The following is an 18,375-nucleotide window of genomic DNA, read 5'->3' on the forward strand; positions in this document are numbered from 1 at the left end:
AGCGCCTGCCCTCCTGGTCGCCCACCAGGCCATGTAAGGAATTGCGCGCCCGCCCTCCTGTGCAGAGCGTTGGAGGGTGAAGACCTCCGAGACCCAGAAGCGGCTGCGGCGCTACCAGACGAAGCGCGACTTCCAGCTCACCCCCGAGCCGTCCCCGGACGTGGTGGCGCCGAGGACGTCCGCGCCCGTCTTCGTCATCCACAAACATGACGCCACGCGCCTGCACTACGACCTGCGCCTGGAGATTGGCGGCGTCCTGGTGAGCTGGGCCATTCCCAAGGGCCCCAGCCATGACCCCTCCGTGAAGCGGCTCGCGGTCCAGACGGAGGACCACCCGCGCTCCTACGCGGACTTCGAGGGCCACATCCCGGATGACCAGTACGGCGGCGGTGATTCGCTGCTCTGGGAGTCCGGCACCTTCGAGGTCGTGCCTCCCGGCGACGCCGAGGCGCAGCTGAAGCGCGGGCACCTGGAGGTCCTTCTGCACGGCGCGAAGCTCAAGGGACGCTGGCACCTCATCCGCACGCGGCCGCGCGGCGGCAAGGAGCAGTGGCTCTTCTTCAAGGCGAAGGACGCATACGCCAAGGCCGGCTACGACGTCACCGTGGAGCGCCCCGAGTCCGTGAAGAGCGGCCAGGTGGAGACGCAAGGGCCTCGCAAGCCCGGCGTGCTGCGCGACAAGAAGCCCGCGGCGCGCCTGCAGAAGGTCGTGCGCAAGTCCGCGAAGGCGGCGCGTCCCCCGAAGACGCCAGAGCAACTGCTGGAGCGCGTGTGGCCGCCCATGCTCGCGCGGCTGGCGGTGTCCGACGAAGTGCACGACGAGACGCACTCCTACGAGGTGAAGTACGACGGCTTCCGCGCCGTGTGCGCCCTCACGAAGGGGAAGCTCGCCTTCCAGAGCCGCCGGGGCAACGACCTGACGAGCCGCTTCGGCCGGCTCGCCGCTTCGCTGCGCGAGCTGCCCGTGCGGGACGTGGTGGTGGACGGAGAGGTGGTCGCGCTCGACGAGAAGGGGCGTTCGCGCTTCCAGCTCCTGCAGCACACGGAGGAAGGCACGGAGCAGCGCTTCATGGTGTTCGACCTGTTGTGGCTGGACGGCGAGGACCTGCGCGAGCTCCCCTACGAGGAGCGCCGCGCGCGGTTGGAGCAGCTGATGGCCGACGTGAAGCCGCCGCTGCAGCTCTCCGAGAAGCTGGACCTGCCGCTGTCGCGCGCCCTGCTGGAGGCGCGGCGCAAGGGGTGGGAGGGCATCATCGCCAAGCGCAAGGACGCGCCCTACACGGGCACGCGCTCCGGGGACTGGCTGAAGCTGAAGGTGGTGGCGGGCCAGGAGGTCGTCATCCTGGGGTACCTGCCCATCAAGAACGCGCGGGCGAAGTCGGAGATTGGCGCGCTGCGCGTGGGCGTGCACGGCAAGAACGGCTTCCACGACGTGGGCAAGGTGGGCACGGGCTACACCTCCGCGGACCGTCGCGAGCTGCGCTGGCTGCTGGACGCCACGCGCGTGAAGAAGCCCGCCGCCGTGGATGCGCCCACGAACACGGACACCGTCTGGGTGAAGCCGAAGTACGTGGCCCAGGTGAACTTCACCGAATGGACGAAGGACGGCCGCCTGCGCCATCCCGTGTTCCAGGGCCTGCGCGGCGACAAGGTGCCGAAGGAGGTCGTGCGCGAACACCCCGCCCCCATCGAAGGCGCCGCACGACGGGGCTCGCGGCGCGCGCCCATGCAGGCCGCCGCCCGCACCGCGAAGGCGCCCGCCGTGAAGACGCCGCGTGGGAAGCAATGCGCGCCGGAGGTGGCCCTCACGCACGGCGAACGCGTTCTGTTCCCCGAGTCCGGCCTGACGAAGGCGGACGTGTTCGCGTACTACGAGCAGGTGGCGCCGCTGCTGTTGCCCGTGCTCGCGGACCGGCCCCTGGCCCACCAGCAGTGGCCCGCGGGCATCCAGGCCGCGGGCTTCTTCCGGCACGAGCTGTCCGGCATCCCCACGTGGATGCCCACGCTGCGCGTGCGCCATGAGGACAAGACGCTGCGCCACGTGAACGTGAAGGACGCGTCCGCGCTCCTGTGGCTCGCCAACCAGTCCGCGCTCACGCTGCACATGTGGCTGTCCCACGCGCCACGGCTGGCGCAGCCGGACTTCGTGGTGTTCGACCTGGACCCTGGCGAGGGTGGCTGGAAGGACGTGGTGAAGGTGGCCACCCTGCTGCACGCGCGCCTGGATGAGTTGGGGCTCAAGGGCTTCCCGAAGACGTCCGGCAAGCGCGGCCTGCACGTGCTGGTGCCCCTGGCGCCGGGCCACACCTACGCGCGCACCCAGGCGTTCGCGAACGCGCGGGCGCGCGAATTGGAGGAGGAGCTGGGCGACATCGCCACCACGGAGCGCTCCATCCGCGCGCGCGGCGGGCGGCTCTACATCGACGCGGGACAGAACGCGCGCGGCAAGACGGTGGTGGCGCCCTACTCCCTGCGCGCCGTGGAGGGTGCGCCCTTCTCCGCGCCGCTCGACTGGAGCGAGGTGAACGGCCGCCTGGACCCGTACCGCTTCCGCCTGAAGACGTTGAAGAAGCGCCTGGACGCCGTGGGGGACCTGTTCGCGCCCGTGCTCCGGGTGAAGCAGGTGCTGCCAGACGGGTGAGCTTGCGGCTGACGCGCCGCGCCCTGAACGGATGTTTCCCGAAGGGGCGGCGCGTGCTAGTGCGGCGCCGCCATGTCGTCCGTGACCGTCGTGCCCCCGGCCGTGAAGCCCGCGCCGCGGTGGAAGGTGTCCCTCGCCTACGCCACCTGCTTCATCCTCTGGGGCTCCACGTGGGCCGCCGTGAAGGTGGGGCTGGAGGACCTGCCGCCCCTGCGCTTCGTGGGCACGCGCATGCTCGTGGCCGGGGTGGCGCTGTTGCCCTTCGCGCGCTCGCGCGGGACGGCGCTGGGGGGCGGCACCGGGTGGCGCATCGCGGGGCTGGGCGTGCTCCAGCTGGCGGTGCCCTTCGGGCTGCTCTTCGTGGCGCAGCAGTGGATTCCCTCCAGCTGGTCCGCGCTCCTCTTCTCCACCTTCCCGGTGTGGCTGCTGATGGTGGGCCGCTTCGTGTTTCCGGACCAACCGCTCACCGGGAGCAAGCTCTTCGCCGCGGCGCTGGGCCTGACGGGCGTGGTGGCGCTCCAGTACAAGGAACTGGTGTCACTCAGCTTCTCCGGACAGGTGCTGCTGGGCTGCGCGATGACGCTGTTCGCGGCGTCGGTGGTGGCGGTGGCCAACGTGCTGGTGCGCCGGCACATGACGCACGTACCGCCGCACCTGCTGACGCTGGTGCAGACGTTGAGCAGCGCGGTGCTGCTGCTCTCCGCGTCCGCGATGCTGGAGTGGAACCAGCCGGCGCACTGGACACCGAAGGCGGTGGGCGCGCTCCTGTACCTGGCGCTGGGCGGGACGGTGCTCACCTACCAGTGCCTGTACTGGCTGCTGCCGCGCATCTCGCTGGCGGCGCTGGGCGCCATGGCGCTCCTGGACACGCTGGTGGCGGTGACGCTGGGCGTGGCGCTCTTGGGCGAGCCGCTCACGCCGTCGCTGCTCGCGGGCGGCGCGCTCATCCTCACGGCGGCGGCGCTCGCCAACCGCGACGAGGCCCCGGAGGCGAAGGTGCCTCCGGAAGCCCCGCCCGCGGGGTGAATCAGAACGGCAGGGGCAGCGCGTACGCCGTGCCGTTCTGCGTGCCGGTGCGGTAGCTCCTCGGCGCGCCGATGACGACCGACGGCGGCGAGCCTCCGGAGCCCGGGACGACGGCGATGGACTGGCCCAGGTAGGAGCGCTCCGCGCCGTCGCCCACCACCAGCAGGAAGGGCGACAGGGCTCCAGTGGACTTCACGCCGCCGGCGAAGAGGAACGCCGCGCCGTCGCCGTCCGAGGCCACCGATGCGTTGGGCGCGCCCACCCACAGGTCCGGCACGCCGTCACCGTTCAGGTCCCTGCCACCCGACAGCGACGTGCCGAAGCTCACCGCGCGGGCGCGGTACGTCACGGGGATGGGGGTCAGCCCGTCGTTGATGGCGCCCACCACGGTCTCGCCATTGGCCGGGCGCTTCGCGTTGATGGCGGCGACGTCGTAGAGCAACACCGTGGGCTGGTTCACGCCCTCGAACAGGTAGTTGTTGGCCGACACCGCGATGAAGTCTCGCGAGTCCCCCAGGAACTTCCCCGCGCGCGTGGTGGCAATGCCCAGGTTCATCAGCGCGATCTTCTTCTCCGGATCCCCCGCGATGCGCACCATGGAGGACGCCGTGCGGCCACCACACCTCGTGCCGCCCGCGTCGAAGCCGTAGGCAATCACGATGCCCGAGTGCGCGTTGTCCGAGTAGCGCCACGCCACCTCGTGGCAGCCGTCCCCGTTGAGGTCACCCACCGTGGCGATGGCGGAGGTCGTCGGCATCGTGGTGCTCGCCCAATCACCGCCCTCGGACGCGTCCGGCATGGCGGTGGTCGGCCAGGACCAGGCCGGGTCACAGGCCAGCGTCATCTTCGCGAGCGACGCATCCTCGGGCGCGCGGCCCAGGAACACGTCGATGCCGCGGTCGCGCAGCACGGCCAGGTCCTGCTTGCCGTCTCCGTTGAAGTCGAAGCCGCCCACCACGCCCCGGCCGATGGTGGTGCGCTTGCAGCGGGTGTTCGCCGGGTCGTGGCAGCCGGTGACCACGGACGGCGCGAACACGCGGTAGGCCTGCTTGAAGGTGCCGTCCACCTGGCCCAGCGACACCAGCAGTCCGCCCAGCGACTGCGTGGCCGTCGTCATGCAGGCGTTCGCCACGTAGGGGTCGCGCTCCGTCGCGGCGGAGTTCGTCGCCGGGATGACGAGCCCCGTGGCGCCGGCCACCATGTCCGGCCGGCCGTCGCCGTTGAAGTCCGTGAACGCCACGTCCACGCCCACGTTGCGGCCGCCGTGCCACGGAGAACTGGCGCCCTCCCCTGACACGATGGCTTTGCCCGGCTCCGCGGTGTCGAAGGTGTACGCGCGGCCCACGGTCATGTCCGCGCCGTCGCTGTTGGGGCCCGGGCCGGAGAAGCCCGGCGAGCCCACCAGGGCCATCACCTTGTCGTTGAGGCGCGCGACGGCCACGGTCTCACCGAAGCGCTCCACGCTGGCCTTGGCCGTGACATCCATGCCGCTGCGCGACCACTCCGCGATCGTCGCACCGGCCTTGGAGAAGACATCCACGCGACCGGTGAAGGCGCCCGCCGTGGAAGACGCGCGGCCGGAGAAGCCCGCCAGCACCGGACCCGACGGCAGGTTCCACGCCGCGAGGCCCGCGCCCAGCACCTCCGACTTCGCCGCGCCGCCCAACGCCGCGAGCGGCTTGTTCATCACCGTGTCCTTCGACAGGCCGGTGAGCGGGAACACCAGCACCTTGCCCGCGTTGCCCAGCGTGGCCGTGCCCGCCGTCACCGCCGCGTACGGCGCGCCCAGGAGCAGCTCCGGCCCCGGCGTGCCGTCCACGTCCATCACCGCCCAGCTGCGCGTCGCGGTGATGCTCCGCGCGTCGCCGTAGAAGCGCGCGTAGGCGTTCGCGAACGGCACCGTCGCCGGCTTCACCGTCGCTGGATCCGCCGGCAGCGTCGCGCCCCGCAGGTCGAACAGGTACGCGCCACCCGCGTCCTGCGCCGCCGCCACGCCGCCCGACGTGCGCAGGTCCGGCGCGTCCGCCTTGTCCGCCATCACCAGGAGGAACGGGGGCCGGCTGCCTTCACCCGGAATGGCGCCCAGACGGAAGGTGCCCTCGTTGGCCATCGTCTCCACTGCGGTGTTGGACACCAGCACGTACTGGTCCGGCGCGGAGCGATAGCGCGGCGCCGTGTCGCGCGCGAAGTACACCGCCACGGCCATCTGCTGCCCATTGGCGGTGCCGTCCGCATTGTAACGGGTCAGCCGGTGCAGTGCCGCCAGGTCCGGCCGGCCGTCGTCGTTGAGGTCCGCCACCACGAGCGCCCGGCCCAGCTCCGTGGTGCTCTTCAGCAAGAACTCGCCGGTATCCTTCACGTCCTGGCCGCCCAGGCGCACCACCGGCAGGTCCGGAACGGCCTGCCCCTTGGTGAGGATGAAGATGTCGATGACGCCGCGCCGGCTGATGCCAGAGAGGGTGGACAGGTCCGCGCCGGGCGAGCCCACGAACAGGTCCATGTCCCCGTCGCCATCCGCGTCCGCGATGGCCAGGCCCGTGCCGAACCCGCCGCGGCCCAGGCCCGTGAGCGCGGGCCTCATCAGCGCGGGCCCCTGGCCCGGCTTGAACGAGTAGAGGTACACCGCGCCCGAGTCACCGATGGTGACGTCCGCGGCCGGCGAGGACACCGCCAGGTCCGCGATGCCGTCGCCGTCCAGGTCACCCGCGGCCAGCATGTCGCCGAAGAGCGCGCCCTCCGTCTCACCCGTCAGCACCCAGGTGGGCTTCGTGGGCAGGCCGGACGCGCTGCCCTTGTAGATGAACACCGCGCCGCCCGTGGGGCGCGACAGCTCGCTCTCGCGCTGCCCCACCGCCAGGTCCTGGATGCCGTCACCGTCGAAGTCCGCGGTCACCAGCGTGGCCACGTCCGACAGCTTGCCGTGCGCCAGCAGGGGCCGCGTCAGCTCGTCCAGCACGCGCACCGACACCGGGGCCACGTCGCCGGTGAAGGCGTCCTTCGCCTCCAGCACGACGGTGCCGGTCGCGCCCGCCTCCACCACGACGCGGCCGTTCACCACGGAGCCGGGGCCGGACTTCTTCGTCCACGTCACGCGGTCCGAGCCGCCCGTCGTGCCCAGCGGCGCGGACGAGCCCGACGGCACGCCCAGGTACTGCGGGTCACCCACCAGCTTCGCGGCCTTGCTCACGGTGTACTGGAGCGACTCCGTGTCGCCGGACTTCGTGTCGCGCACCGTGATGACGTCCTGCGCCTCCACCTGCCCCGCCGTGTAGAGGCCCGTGTCGGTGAGCGTGGCGCCGGAGCCGTTACCGGTGAGCGTGAAGGTCGCCGTTCCCACCAGGCCTTCCAGGGCGATTTGGAAGGACGTGCCCGGCCGCAGCATCGCGCGCGCGGGCGCGACGCCGAACCTGGAGATCACCTTCACCCGCACACTGGTGGCGCCGCCGCACTGCTCATCCACCACCGTCAGCGTGGCCTCGCCGGCCGTGCCGCCCGCGACGAAGCGGTTGCCGCGCATGTCGCCGGAGGAGCCGCCTGCCTCCGCCCGGAAGGAGTAGTGGCCGCTGCCGCCGCCGGCCGTCAGCGTGGCCACATCGCCGGAGCGCACCGTCGTGGGTTCCGCCGACAGCGACAGCGGGGCAAGGCCCTCGCAGGGGCCCACGTAGGGAAGCTGCTCGGCGGGCTTGAGCTCACCGTCACAGGCCAGGGTCAGCAGCACCGCGAGGGGGGTCGCGCGGAGGAGACGTTTCATGAGGGTGCCTCGGAAGGGGGCGCCCGTCCTCCCCCGGGACGAAAGGAAGACGGGCGCATGGACTGACTTGAGAAGCAGTCTTGAAGCAGCGACTTCAGGGCAGCGCGCCGGAAGACACCCAACGCTGGATGAGGGCGATGCCCTGCGGATCCAACGGCCCATCCGCGGGCATGCGCAGGTCGCGCACCGCCGCGTTGATGAGCTGGGCGTTGGTCTTCCACAACTCGTAGGTGTTCAGCGGCCGGCCGGGGCTGGTGATGTGGCACTTGGCGCAGCGGGCCTCGTGCACGGGCCGGATGTCGCGCGCCCAGCTGGGGACCGTGGTGAGCGGCTGGTAGAGGAAGGGCATCTGCCGGCGCGCCTCCGAGCCGTCCTCGAAGCGGGACACGACGTTCAGCGTGTGGCCGCCCGGCGCCAGGGAGGAGAAGGAGAACGCCTTGAGCGTCTCGCCGTCCGCCTCCAGGCCGCCCATGCTGAACGCGGGCCCGGTGGCTTCGACATCCTGGTTCTCCAGTTGGAAGTGGACGCTCTTCGGCGCGGTGCCCGGCGGCAGGCGGGCCTGGACCACCAGCCCGTCCTCCACCACCAGCATGCCCTGGTGCATGCCCGTCACGCGCGGCGCCGGAGTCTGGCTGATGGACAGGGACTGCTCGCCCACGCGCACCCACGCGCAGCCGCTCTCGTCCGCGGCCAGCAGCACCACCGAGCCGGACGGCAGCCCCTCCGCGGAGCCCCAGACCTTCGCGTCCGCGTCGTAGGTGAAGAGCCGGTCCCCGGCGCGGGCCCAGAGGTAGCGCCCCGCGCTCATGAGCTGCTCGGGCAGCGCCGGCAGCGACACCGTGCTCCAGCCGTCCGTGTTCCGGCGCAGCAGGCGGGTGCTGGTGAGCACCCAGGTCTCCCCTGCCGTGCCCGTGCCCGCGCTCAGCCCCGCGAGCGCGCGCACCGTCTCACCGCCCGCGAGCGGCGCGTCCGTGCCGCGCACCTGGTAGACGCCCGGCGCGGACGCCACCACCACGTTCAGCTTGCCCTCGCGCGCGAACCACAGGCCCGCGAGGCCGTCCTCCGCGGGCGCGGCCGCCATGGTGGTGATGCCGGAGAGCGGCTGCCCGGACAGCTTCAGCGACGCGAGCACCCCCCCCTGGATCTGGAACAGGCCCGTGGGATGGGCAATCCAGGCGGCGCCGTCCGCGGTCTGCGCGGTGGCGACGATGCCGGTGCCCAGCACCTCCTGCCACAGCGGTTCGATGAGCCAGCCCTGGTCCGCGAGGAACAGGCCACGGTCGGTCTCCACCAGGGCGCTGTGCGGCCCCAGGCGGAAGGTGGCGCGCACGGAGCCTGGCGCCGCCGTGTTCTTCGGGTGGGCGGCGAGCGCGGCCTTGGTGCCATCCAGCCGCAGGCGCACGGCCTCGCCTGTCGCGGTGGCGAAGATTCCGCCGCCGGACTGGTCCGCGAAGCCGGGCACCGCGGACAGGGACTGCGCCGTGGTGACCTGATGGGCCTTGAAGACCGCGGGCTTCGCCGGGTCGCTGCCCGGGGGTGCGTCCTCGCCGCATGCGGTGGACAGCACCGCGGACATCAGCAGGAGCGAGGTGGGGAGGAAGCGCGCCACGGTGGGGGAACCGTGGCGCGGACGGGGACGCATGAGGGGAGTGCTCATCAAGGTTCAGGCAAGGATGAACCGCAGCGGGTCCACCCGCGTGATGCTGTAGTCCAGCTTCGCCGAGGCCAACACCGTGGCGATGATGTGCTCGGGGAAGATGTTGGAGCCGTTCGGATCATTGGCGCCCGTGCGCAGGTCCACCAGACCCGGCGACATGCCGATGTCACCGCTGCGGCCCACCACCAGGTTGTGCTTGATGCCCGCGCCCATCATCAGGCAGCTGTTGGACAGGTGGTGGTCACGGCCGCCCGTGGCGTTGATGGTGGGCGTGCGAGCGAACTCGCTGAACACCAGGATGGTGGTGTGGTCCATGAAGTTGCCGCCGCCCGGGTGCTGGGTGGCGCGCAGGTCCGTCACCAGCAGGTTCAGCGCGTTGAAGCCCGCGCGCTGGTTGGTCGCGTGCGTCTGCTGCGTGCCGAAGTGGGTGTCCAGGCCGCCCGCCAGGTTGATGGACACGCACTGGCTGATGCCCTTCTTCAGGGCGGTGGCCACCATGGCCGCGCGGCCCGCGGCGCTGTTGTACGGGTAGGACTGGCCGTTGAGCCCGTAGAAGTCGCGCACGGTCTGGTTGGCCGCCAGCTGGAAGCGGAACGAGTCCGACAGCTTGTTCTCCATCACCGTCTGCATCTGGCCGCGGCTGCTCTCGTAGGCGGTGCCCACGCCCCGTGCGGTGAGCGCCTGCTCCTCGCAGGTGATGGGCATGCCGTTGAGGTCGATGAGGCTCTTCTCGATTTCGCTGTCCAGCTGGCGCGCGGCGACAGGCGGATCCAGCGTGAGCACCAGGTCCGCCAGGCCGCTCACGCGCAGCGCGTTGGCGTAGCCGCCGTAGCGGTCGTTGTAGGACTCCACGCCCTGGGCGATGGACGGGATGGGCACCGTGGGCTTCATCTGGCCCACGATCTCCGTGGCGGTGGAGGAGCCGCGCGCCGCGCTGCCGATGGGCATCTTCCCGGTGAGGAAGTAGCGGTAGCCCACCTCGTGGGTGAGCGTGCTCATGTTGATGCCGCGCACCACCGTCATCAGGTCGTAGTGGTCCGACAGGTTGGCCACGCGCGGGTCGCCGATGGCCGGTCCGAACGCGATGTTCGACGGGGCCGCCCCTGCCCGGTCCTTGGGGATGACGGGGATCTGCGCGTAGGCCCCGTCGGTGAGCAGGTTGTAGCCCGGCATGATGCGCGTCTCGGAGACGCGGTCGGCGGTGAACACCGCCGGATCACGCGGGTCGAACGCGAGCAGCTGGTCCCACCCTCCGCTGAAATACACGAACACGAAGCAGCGGTCGGGCGGCGCCATGTTCGTCGCCTGGGCCACGGCCTTGAAGGGGATGCCTCCCAGCAGGAGGGAGCCCATGAAGCCGGCTCCGGCCTTGAGGAAGTCGCGGCGCTCGGGGGAGCTGAGGTCGTCTTGGCGTGTCTTCTTCATCGCAGGCACCGTCAAGGTCAGTAGGTGATGAAGCGCGAGTCCGTCAGCATGGCGATGCACACCACCGCCAGCGCCTGGTCGCGCTTCTTGAGGGTTTCGGCCCGAGCGGAGGCCTTGCGGAAGAACGTCGCGTAGCGCGTCAGCTCCTCACCGGCGAGGGGCGCGCCCCAGAACCGGGTGGAGAGGTACACGAGCGTTTCGTTCACCTGCGCGTCCGTGAGCTTGGTCAGGTCGCTCATGGGCGTGGGCAGCGTGCGGCCCAGGGTGCGCAGGCTCAGGTCCGCCTGCGCGATGTCCTTCTGCGCCTGGGCGATGCAGACCTTGCGCGCGCCGTCGTCCAGGAAGCGGGCGAAGACGAGGTTGGGCTCCGTGTTCTCGGAGGTGATGAGCGCGTAGTCGGCGCGGCCCAGCGACTGGGCGCGTGCCTCCAGCTCATCCCACTCCATGCCCACGGCGACGCGGATGGACTCCTTGAGCTGCGCGACGGTGAGGCGGCGGGGCGCACGGCCCACGCTGCCACCCTGGGCCTCCGGGTCCGGCAGCGGGTCGATTTGATCCGTGTTCCCGTGCGGGTTGGGCACGGGGTCCAGCTGGGCGTCCAGCGGGACGGGCTTGGCGGGGACGTCCACGGAGCCCTGGGTGCAGCCCGTGGCGAGCGCGAGCAGCGCGGTCAGCAGAAGGCGGCGCATCAGTCGATCCTCCGGTACGCGTCGGACATCACCACCTGCTCGATGAGGCCCTTGAGGCTGTGGTTGTTCTTGGCGAAGTCCTGCGACAGCGTCTGCAGGTACATCCGCTGCTCCTCGACCGTCATGGCGCGGCCCAGGAACTCGTTCCAGACGCGCTTGACGGTGCAGCGCTCCAGGTCGCCCGTCTCCATCATCCGCTTCACCAGCGTCTGCGGACCGCCCTCGATGTTCTTCTCCTCGTCCGCGGTGCGGTAGAGGTAGGTCTTCAAGAGGCCCAGCGAGTTGGCGCCGTCGCCGTCGAAGGCCTGCATCACGTACTGGCTGCACTCGTTGTCGCAGCTGGTGTTACCGGCGAGGGCGCAGTCGCGGCACTTCACGTCCAGCTTGGGGAACTGATCCGGGGACAGGAACAGCGCGGAGCGCTCCGCGTAGCGGCCCCAGTGCGCGCCCGTGGGCTCGATGGTGGCGTGGCAGTAGTTGCAGCCGCAGCGCGTGGCCAGGTTGTTACTCCGGTTGCAGATGTCGTCCGGGGACGGCAGGTTCGCGTCCGCGGCCGGGGCGAAGTGCTTGCAGAGGAACGCCTCGTAGAACTCGTTCACGCGGGCGCGCTGGGTGGGGAAGCGGTAGAGGAACGCGGGCGTGGTGAGCACGCCGGAGTGGGTGCCCTCACGGACGTACTCGCTCCACTGGGTGGCGTTCGCGTACGTCACGGCGGGCAGCGTGGCCGCGTCCGCGGGGGACTTGATGCTGAAGACGCCCGCGCCCTGACGCTGCCGGTAGAACTCCGACAGCGTGCCGTTCACGAAGGAGCGGCGGGTGGTGAGGATGTTGAAGTAGGGCTCGTCGTTCCGCACCACGGAGTCCGTGATGTAGAGCGGCTCCTCGTTGAAGGCAGCGACGCGCGCGGTGTGCACGTCGGTGATTTCGCAGCGGCGCATCTTGTCGCCGCAGCCGCAGCTGCGGTCGCTGTTGAAGCGCGACGTTTCACAGGACGCACCCGTGTAGGGGTTCGTCGCGCGGTCCTGCGCCTCCACGGCACACACCTTCACGGTCTCCGTGGTAGTGGACCAGTAGGGCTGCACCGTGGTGGTGACGTAGCCGTCGCGCTGCACGCACCCTGTTTGCGCCTTCCAGACGCCCTTCTGGTTCGTGGAGATGTCGAACCCGCAGCGTTCCAGCCTCATGCTGGTCGTCGGGGTGGTGGGATGCTCCCAGGCGGTGATGACGCCCGTGGCCGGAAACGGCACCAGGATGTTGGTGGTGTTCTTGTTCGGGTCCGGCAGGCAGAGGTAGCCCACGGACTTGCTCGCGGAGGCCAGGTAGCGGTTGTCGCAGAAGTTCACGTACTTGCCGTACGTCGCGTCGGCCTTCAGCGCGTTGCAGTCCGCGAACTTCAGCTCGGGCGACGTGGAGGCCACGTCCAGTTGGCGGCACTGGTAGAAGTTCGTGTCGTAGTCGTAGCTGACCGGCAGCGGGATGCCCTGCTCGTCCCGACAGGCGGGGGCCGTGGAGTTGCTCTGGTGGGGGTCCTGCGGGTTCGCCTTGCAGCTGTCCTGCGCGATCTCCCCATCACAGCGCTGGCTCTGGCCGCCGCGCAGGGTGTTGGAGTTGTTGCCCGCGAAGCTCAGCGGCGTGCCGGACACGCGGTAGTCGCCGTTGCCCTGCACGCTCGAGTTGATGTTCGAGCGCAGCAGTGCGCGGTGGTAGTTGCGCATCCGCGCGTAGAAGGACTCATCCTTCATCATCGCGCGGACGTCTTCCGCCGTGACGGAGCCCTTGGCCTGGAACGCCTTGTACTCCTCCATGGTCGGAGGACGTCCCAGCAAATCGAGAGAAAGCTGACGGAGATGCCGCTCCAGGGGAACTTTCGCCACGGGCGCGCACACCGCTTCTTCAGCGGCTGCGGGCAGGGCGAGCAGGAGGGCGGCGCTCGCCAGGGGGGCAAGGCAACGCACGCTGAACACGGGGAACCTCCGAGAGGGGGGGTCGGGGGTGACGCAGTGAACCGAAGTATGAAGGAATTTCCGGTTTGAGATCTAGTTGACCTTACCGATTCCATTCAACCGACATGTAGGTATTAGCAGGATTCCGCTTGGAGACCCTGTTGCAAGCCGCCCGGACGCGGTCCACAAGGGGGACATGTCCAACGCTGCTTCCGGGCTCACCCCGTCGTCCTCGTCCGCCAACGACCGCTCCTTCTTCATCGCGATCGGCTTGGTGTCCGCTGGCGCGCTGGCGCTGCTGGCGTGGCTGCTGCTCATCCGGCGCGGAGGCGCGGGCATGGGCGTGGACCTGCGCTTCATGCCGGCGGTGAACGCGGGGCTCAACGCGACGGCGGCGGCGCTGCTGCTGGGCGGCTGGGTGGCCATCAAGCGCGGCGCGCGGAAGGTGCACCAGAATCTGATGGTGAGCGCGTTCGCCGCGTCCGCGCTGTTCCTGGTGGGCTACCTCGCCTACCACTTCGTGCACGGCGACACGCGTTACGTGGGCGACTTCCGCGGGCTGTACCTGACGCTGCTGGCCAGCCACGTCATCCTGTCCATGCCGGTGCTGCCCATGGCGCTGGTGGCCTTCTACTTCTCCTGGCGGCAGCAGTTCGCCCGGCACCGCAAGGTGACGCGGTGGCTGGCGCCCATCTGGCTCTACGTGTCGGTGACGGGCGTGGTGGTGTTCTTCATGCTGCGCGGCGGCGTGCCCGCCGTCTCCTGAAGCGCCGCGCTACCGCGCGGTGTGCTCGGACGTGGACCGCGCGGGCCCCGCGGCGAGCGCGATGCCCCGGGGCAGGCGCACGGTGAAGGTGGAGCCCTGCCCCTCCACGCTGCGCACGGCGAGCGTGCCGCCGTGCAGCTCCACCATGCGGCGCGCACTGGCCAGGCCCACGCCGCTGCCGGAGACGTCCTGGGACACGTTGCGCCCGCGGTGGAAGCGCTCGAAGACGAAGGGCAGGTCCTCCACCGGGATGCCAATGCCCTGGTCCGTCACGGACAGCAGCACGAACTGCTGCGTCTCCCCCTCCTCCATCGCCAGTTGCACGGTGACGGTGGAGCCCGCGGCGCTGTACTTCACCGCATTGCCCATCAGGTTCTCCAGCACGCGCTCCAGGGCGTGCGCGTCCCACTCGCCGGTGAAGTCGCGCCCGTCCGGCGCCTCCAGGACGAGGTGGTGGCGTGACGCGTTGGCCTCCAGCTCGCGCACCTTGCCGCGCACCATGGCCAGCAGGTCCATGGACTCGCGCTTGAGCGGGCGCTCCTGGCCGCGCGTCACCTCCAGGAAGTGGTCGATGAGCTCGCCCATGCGGTGCGCCGCGCGCACGATGTGGCCCAGGCGTGTCTCCAGGGCGGGCGTCATCGCGGCGGCGGGAATCTGCCGGCGCAGCACCTGGGCGTTGAGCGTCATGATTTGAAGCGGGCCCTTCAAGTCGTGCGTCGCCAGCGAGAAGAGCTCGTCGCGCACGGCCAGGGCATCGCGGGCGGCGGCCTCGGCGCGCTCGGCGCGCAGGCGGCGCTCCTCCAGTTCGCGCGTCATCAGCACCGTGTCCACCGCGGCCCGCAGGCTGCGGCGCAGGCGCTCCGGGCTGAAGGCCTCCTTCACCAGGTAGTCCTGGGCGCCGGCCTTCATGGCGTCCACCGCCACGCGCTCGTTGCCGCTGCCGGTGAGCACCACCACGGCGGGCACCCTGGGCAGGCCCAGCTCCGCGAGCTTCTGGAGCATGCTGACGCCGTTCATGCCGGGCAGGTGGTAGTCGAGCAGCATCGCGTCCACCGCGTTGCCGGACAGGTACGCCAGCGCGTCCTCCGCGGAGGACACCGGCACCACCTCCCATTGCATGTCCGGGTCACGCGCCAGCGCGCGGCTGACCGCGAGGCGGTCCGCCATGCCGTCGTCCACCAGCAGCACGCGCAGGCTCATGCTTCCGGCTCCTGGGGCTCGGGCAGACGCGCGGCCTTGAACCAGAAGGCATGGAGTGCTTCGGCGGTGGCCTGCAACTGGGGACCGACTTCGGGCTTGAACAGGTAGCTGTTGGCACCGTCCGCGTAGGCGCCGTCCACATCCTCCGCGGCCACGGACGAGGAGAAGATGATGACGGGGATGGAGCGCAGGTCGGGGTCCGCCTTCAGCGTGGCCAGCACCTCGCGCCCGCCGATGCCCGGCATGTGCAGGTCCAGCAGGATGAGCACCGGGCGCTCCGCGTCCGCGTGGACACCGCGCCGGTAGAGGTAGTCCAGGGCGTTCTCGCCGTCGCGCACGCGCACCACCGGCACGGGCAGCGGCAGACGCTTCGCGATGCGCATCAGCGCCTCCGCGTCCGGATCACTGTCCTCCACCAGCAGGAGCGGCTTCATGATCGCGGTGCCTCGCCCAGTGTGAAGAAGAACGTCGAGCCCCTTCCCAGCGCGGAGTCCACCCAGAGCATGCCGCCGTGCAGCGACACCAGCCGGCGCGCGATGGCCAGCCCCGCCCCCGTGCCGCCGCCGTAGGCCTGCGCGGGGTGCAGGCGGCGGAACAGCTCGAAGATGGCTTCATGGAATTGCGGCGCGATGCCGATGCCGGGGTCCTTCACGTAGAAAAGGTAGGGCGCGGTGACATGCCGCGCCGCCTCCGGGCGCGTTTCTCCTGGCCCCAGGAAGCCCACCTCCACCCAGCGCGGCTCGGCTGTCTGGTACTTGGCCGCGTTGCTGATGAGGTTGGCCCACACCTGACGGATGCGGACGGCGTCACACGCCACCGTGGGCAGGCGGCGGGGCAAGCGGACCTCCACCCTGCCCTCCTCCAGCCGCGCGCCCAGCGTCCTCAGCACGTCCTCCACCAGGGACTGCTGATCCGTCTCCTCCCACGACAGCTCCAGCCGGCCCAGGCGGCTGTACTCGAAGAGGTTGTCGAGCAGTTCGTGCGTGCGCTTCGCCAGCCACGCCAGGGACTCCAGCTGCCCGAGTCCGTCCGCGCCCAGCGTGGGGCCGAAGTCCTCCTGGAGGAAGGAGCTGTACTGGAGGATGCCGCGCAGGGGCTCCTTGAGGTCGTGCGCCACGGTGCCGCCGAACGCGTCCAACTCCGCGTTGGAGCGGGCCAGCTCCCGCGACAGCCGGGCCAGCTCCTCCGCATGCCGCAGCACCACGCCCACCAGCGCGCCCTTGAGCGCGCGCGCCGCCTCCAGGTCCTGCGCGGACCACGGGGTGCAGGCGCCCTTCATCTCCTCACGCCACACGTCGAAGGACGTGCGGGGCCGCAGCCGCGCATGGCCCGGTTCCGGACGCACGGGCTTGTTCGGATTGCCGGCCCACGACACGGTGCGCGCCACCTCCGGGCGGAACCACAGCGCGAAGTGCGGCACGGAGGGGTCCAGGCGCACCGCCAGCAGGCCCGCGGCCACGTCCGCGCGCGAGGCCAGCGGCGGGTACACGGCCCCCAGCCGGTCCACGTGGAAGGCCTCGTCCGGCAGCTCCCGCTCCGAAAGCCACGCCACCAGGGCGCGCACCTCCTCCGCGGACGGCGTGGTGCCGAGCAGCAGGGGCGACGCCTCCGGACCCGCGCTCGCGCCCAGCACCAGCGCCACGCCGTGGGAGCCCGTGAGCTCCATCAGCAGCGGGGCCTGCGCCTCCAGCGCCTTCGCGGGGCTGCGCTCGCCCAGGTTCGGCAGGACCAGCGCGTTGAGCAGCGACGCACGACGCGCCTGGGCGGCGGACTCCAGGCTCCGCTCCTCCGCGGAGAGCTGGAGCGACAACAGCCGCGCCAGCACCTCGCACGCCTGCCGCCGCGCGGCGGACACCGTGCGGGGCGCCAGGTGATGGCAGGCCATGAGCCCCCAGAGCTGTCCGTCCTTCAGGAGCGACACGCTGAAGGACGCGCCCACGCCCATGTTGCGCAGGTACTCCAGGTGGATTTCCGACACGCTGCGGAGCGCGGAGCCGGACAGGTCCAACGGGCGCTGGGTGCCGGGCAGCACCGGCGGCACCAGGGGCACGGCCTTCGCGTCCACGTCCGCGATGAGGCGCATGGGGTTGCGCGTGTAGAGGGCGCGCGCCTGCGCGGGGATGTCGCTCGCGGGGTAGTGCAGGCCCATGAAGGAGTCCACGCCCTCGCGCACGCTCTCCGCCACGACCTCGCCGTGGAAGTCCGCGTGGAAGCGGTAGACCATCACCCGGTCGTAGCCGATGAGCTCCCGCACCGCGTCCGCGGCCTCTTGAAGCAGCGCGACCGTGCCCTTCGCGCGAGCCAGCGGCGACACCAGCCGCTGCACCGCGCCCAGCGCGGTCTCCTCCGCGCCCACGTCCTCGTCCGCCAGCGGCTCCAGCTCCAGCACGCGCAGGCCGTCGCTGTCATGCAGGAGCGCGGAGCAGCGCTGTCCCGACACCTCCACGGTGACGGGCCCCGGCCCCGCCTCCACGCGCGCGAGCAGTCCGTGCGGAAGCACGCCGGACAGGGGCTTGCCCACGAGCGCATCCGGCCCGGCGCCGAGCAGCACCTGGACGTTCGCGCTCACGACCGCGACGGCCTCCGTGTCCCGGTGGAAGGCGACGAGCACACCCCGCGGCTGGATGCCGCCCAGCAGGTGGATGGGCTCGCGATCACAGACGCTGAGGTCCGCATCAGAGACGGACGGGGACATCGTGCTCTCGCATCAACCAGGCGGCGAAGGTGTCGAAGGTATCGCGGGCGCCCTGCACGACGGCCGCGTCGAAGGTCTCGGAGGCCGCCCGTTCGGACGCCCGGGTGAGGGCTTCACCGAACGCACGCCACATGGGGCCCACCTGGTCGCCATAGGCCCGGAAGAAGGCGAAGTTCCCCACGCGTGCGTCCGGCCCGAAGTGGCGCGTCAGGTGGCGCAGGATGAGCTGGCCCCCCAGCGTGGAGCCCTCCAGCACGTACGCGCAGCCCAGCGCCTCCGCCAGGCCCGGCAGCGCCGGCAGCGAGGAGGCGCGCGGCAGCCGCGCGAGCGAGGCCATGTCGTGCCCCATGGCGCGCAGGTCCGCGTCCAGCAGCGGCGTCTTCCAGCGCGCCCCCAGGTCCAGCGCTGGCTCCAGGGCCGCCAGGGGACCGGCGAGCAGCGCCTCCAGGGGCAGATAGAGGCCGTAGAAGGCCTCCAACTGGCGCTGGTAGTCCCCGGGCGTCAGGTGCGCGTCCATCAGACGCACCACGCCCTCCGTGCGCTCGTGGTGGGGGCGCGTCTCCGTCTTCAGCCGCTGCATCA

At 71.0% G+C, this 18,375-nt stretch carries 12 protein-coding genes; 3 read left to right on the forward strand and 9 right to left on the reverse strand.

Translation table 11 applies throughout. The annotated features are described in order from the left end of the window. Positions 1 to 76 precede the first annotated feature (76 nt). Positions 77 to 2,641 carry a DNA ligase D gene (gene ligD, locus D7Y11_RS10205; protein WP_126933573.1) on the forward strand — a complete coding sequence of 855 codons (2,565 nt, stop codon included), beginning with the start codon at positions 77 to 79 and terminating at the stop codon, positions 2,639 to 2,641. A gap of 72 nt (positions 2,642 to 2,713) precedes the next feature. Further along, entirely contained in the window at positions 2,714 to 3,667 is a 954-nt protein-coding gene (locus tag D7Y11_RS10210; RefSeq protein WP_121751774.1) for a DMT family transporter, read from the forward strand. 1 nt (position 3,668) lies between these two features. Here D7Y11_RS10210 and D7Y11_RS10215 read toward each other — a convergent pair whose 3' ends face one another. From D7Y11_RS10215 to D7Y11_RS10235, 5 genes are all read right to left on the reverse strand, one after another. Next, positions 3,669 to 7,418, reverse strand: coding sequence for an FG-GAP-like repeat-containing protein (locus D7Y11_RS10215; RefSeq protein ID WP_126933574.1), 3,750 nt, complete (start codon positions 7,416 to 7,418; stop codon positions 3,669 to 3,671). A 94-nt stretch (positions 7,419 to 7,512) separates the two neighbouring features. Next, entirely contained in the window at positions 7,513 to 9,060 is a 1,548-nt protein-coding gene (locus D7Y11_RS10220) for a hypothetical protein (protein ID WP_120574407.1), read from the reverse strand. A 21-nt stretch (positions 9,061 to 9,081) separates the two neighbouring features. Then, positions 9,082 to 10,500, reverse strand: a complete 1,419-nt coding sequence (locus D7Y11_RS10225) for a DUF1501 domain-containing protein (RefSeq protein WP_126933575.1) — start codon at positions 10,498 to 10,500, stop codon at positions 9,082 to 9,084. A 17-nt stretch (positions 10,501 to 10,517) separates the two neighbouring features. After that, positions 10,518 to 11,189: a hypothetical protein gene (locus D7Y11_RS10230; protein WP_120574405.1), complete on the reverse strand. Its 672-nt coding sequence runs from the start codon at positions 11,187 to 11,189 to the stop codon at positions 10,518 to 10,520. Further along, positions 11,189 to 13,153, reverse strand: coding sequence for a DUF1585 domain-containing protein (locus tag D7Y11_RS10235; RefSeq protein ID WP_120574404.1), 1,965 nt, complete (start codon positions 13,151 to 13,153; stop codon positions 11,189 to 11,191). The genes D7Y11_RS10230 and D7Y11_RS10235 overlap by 1 nt, the downstream gene beginning before the upstream one ends. A gap of 175 nt (positions 13,154 to 13,328) precedes the next feature. Here D7Y11_RS10235 and D7Y11_RS10240 point away from each other — a divergent pair, with 175 nt between their 5' ends. Beyond that, positions 13,329 to 13,898 (forward strand): DUF420 domain-containing protein, encoded by a 570-nt coding sequence (locus tag D7Y11_RS10240; RefSeq protein WP_126933576.1) that lies wholly within the window; start codon positions 13,329 to 13,331, stop codon positions 13,896 to 13,898. A gap of 9 nt (positions 13,899 to 13,907) precedes the next feature. Here the strand turns inward: D7Y11_RS10240 and D7Y11_RS10245 are convergent, their stop codons facing one another. From D7Y11_RS10245 to D7Y11_RS10260, 4 genes are read right to left on the reverse strand one after another with little or no spacing between them, the layout of a single operon-like run. After that, positions 13,908 to 15,098, reverse strand: a complete 1,191-nt coding sequence (locus D7Y11_RS10245; protein ID WP_120574402.1) for a hybrid sensor histidine kinase/response regulator — start codon at positions 15,096 to 15,098, stop codon at positions 13,908 to 13,910. Then, entirely contained in the window at positions 15,095 to 15,532 is a 438-nt protein-coding gene (locus D7Y11_RS10250) for a response regulator (protein WP_169819688.1), read from the reverse strand. The genes D7Y11_RS10245 and D7Y11_RS10250 overlap by 4 nt, the downstream gene beginning before the upstream one ends. Next, positions 15,529 to 17,793, reverse strand: a complete 2,265-nt coding sequence (locus D7Y11_RS10255) for an ATP-binding protein (RefSeq protein WP_126933577.1) — start codon at positions 17,791 to 17,793, stop codon at positions 15,529 to 15,531. Before D7Y11_RS10255 ends, D7Y11_RS10250 begins: the two co-directional genes overlap by 4 nt. After that, positions 17,774 to 18,373 (reverse strand): biliverdin-producing heme oxygenase, encoded by a 600-nt coding sequence (locus tag D7Y11_RS10260; RefSeq protein WP_120574399.1) that lies wholly within the window; start codon positions 18,371 to 18,373, stop codon positions 17,774 to 17,776. Before D7Y11_RS10260 ends, D7Y11_RS10255 begins: the two co-directional genes overlap by 20 nt. Positions 18,374 to 18,375: the final 2 nt, after the last annotated feature.

The sequence above is a fragment of the Corallococcus sp. AB018 genome, assembly GCF_003986945.1.
Classification (GTDB): domain Bacteria; phylum Myxococcota; class Myxococcia; order Myxococcales; family Myxococcaceae; genus Corallococcus; species Corallococcus exiguus.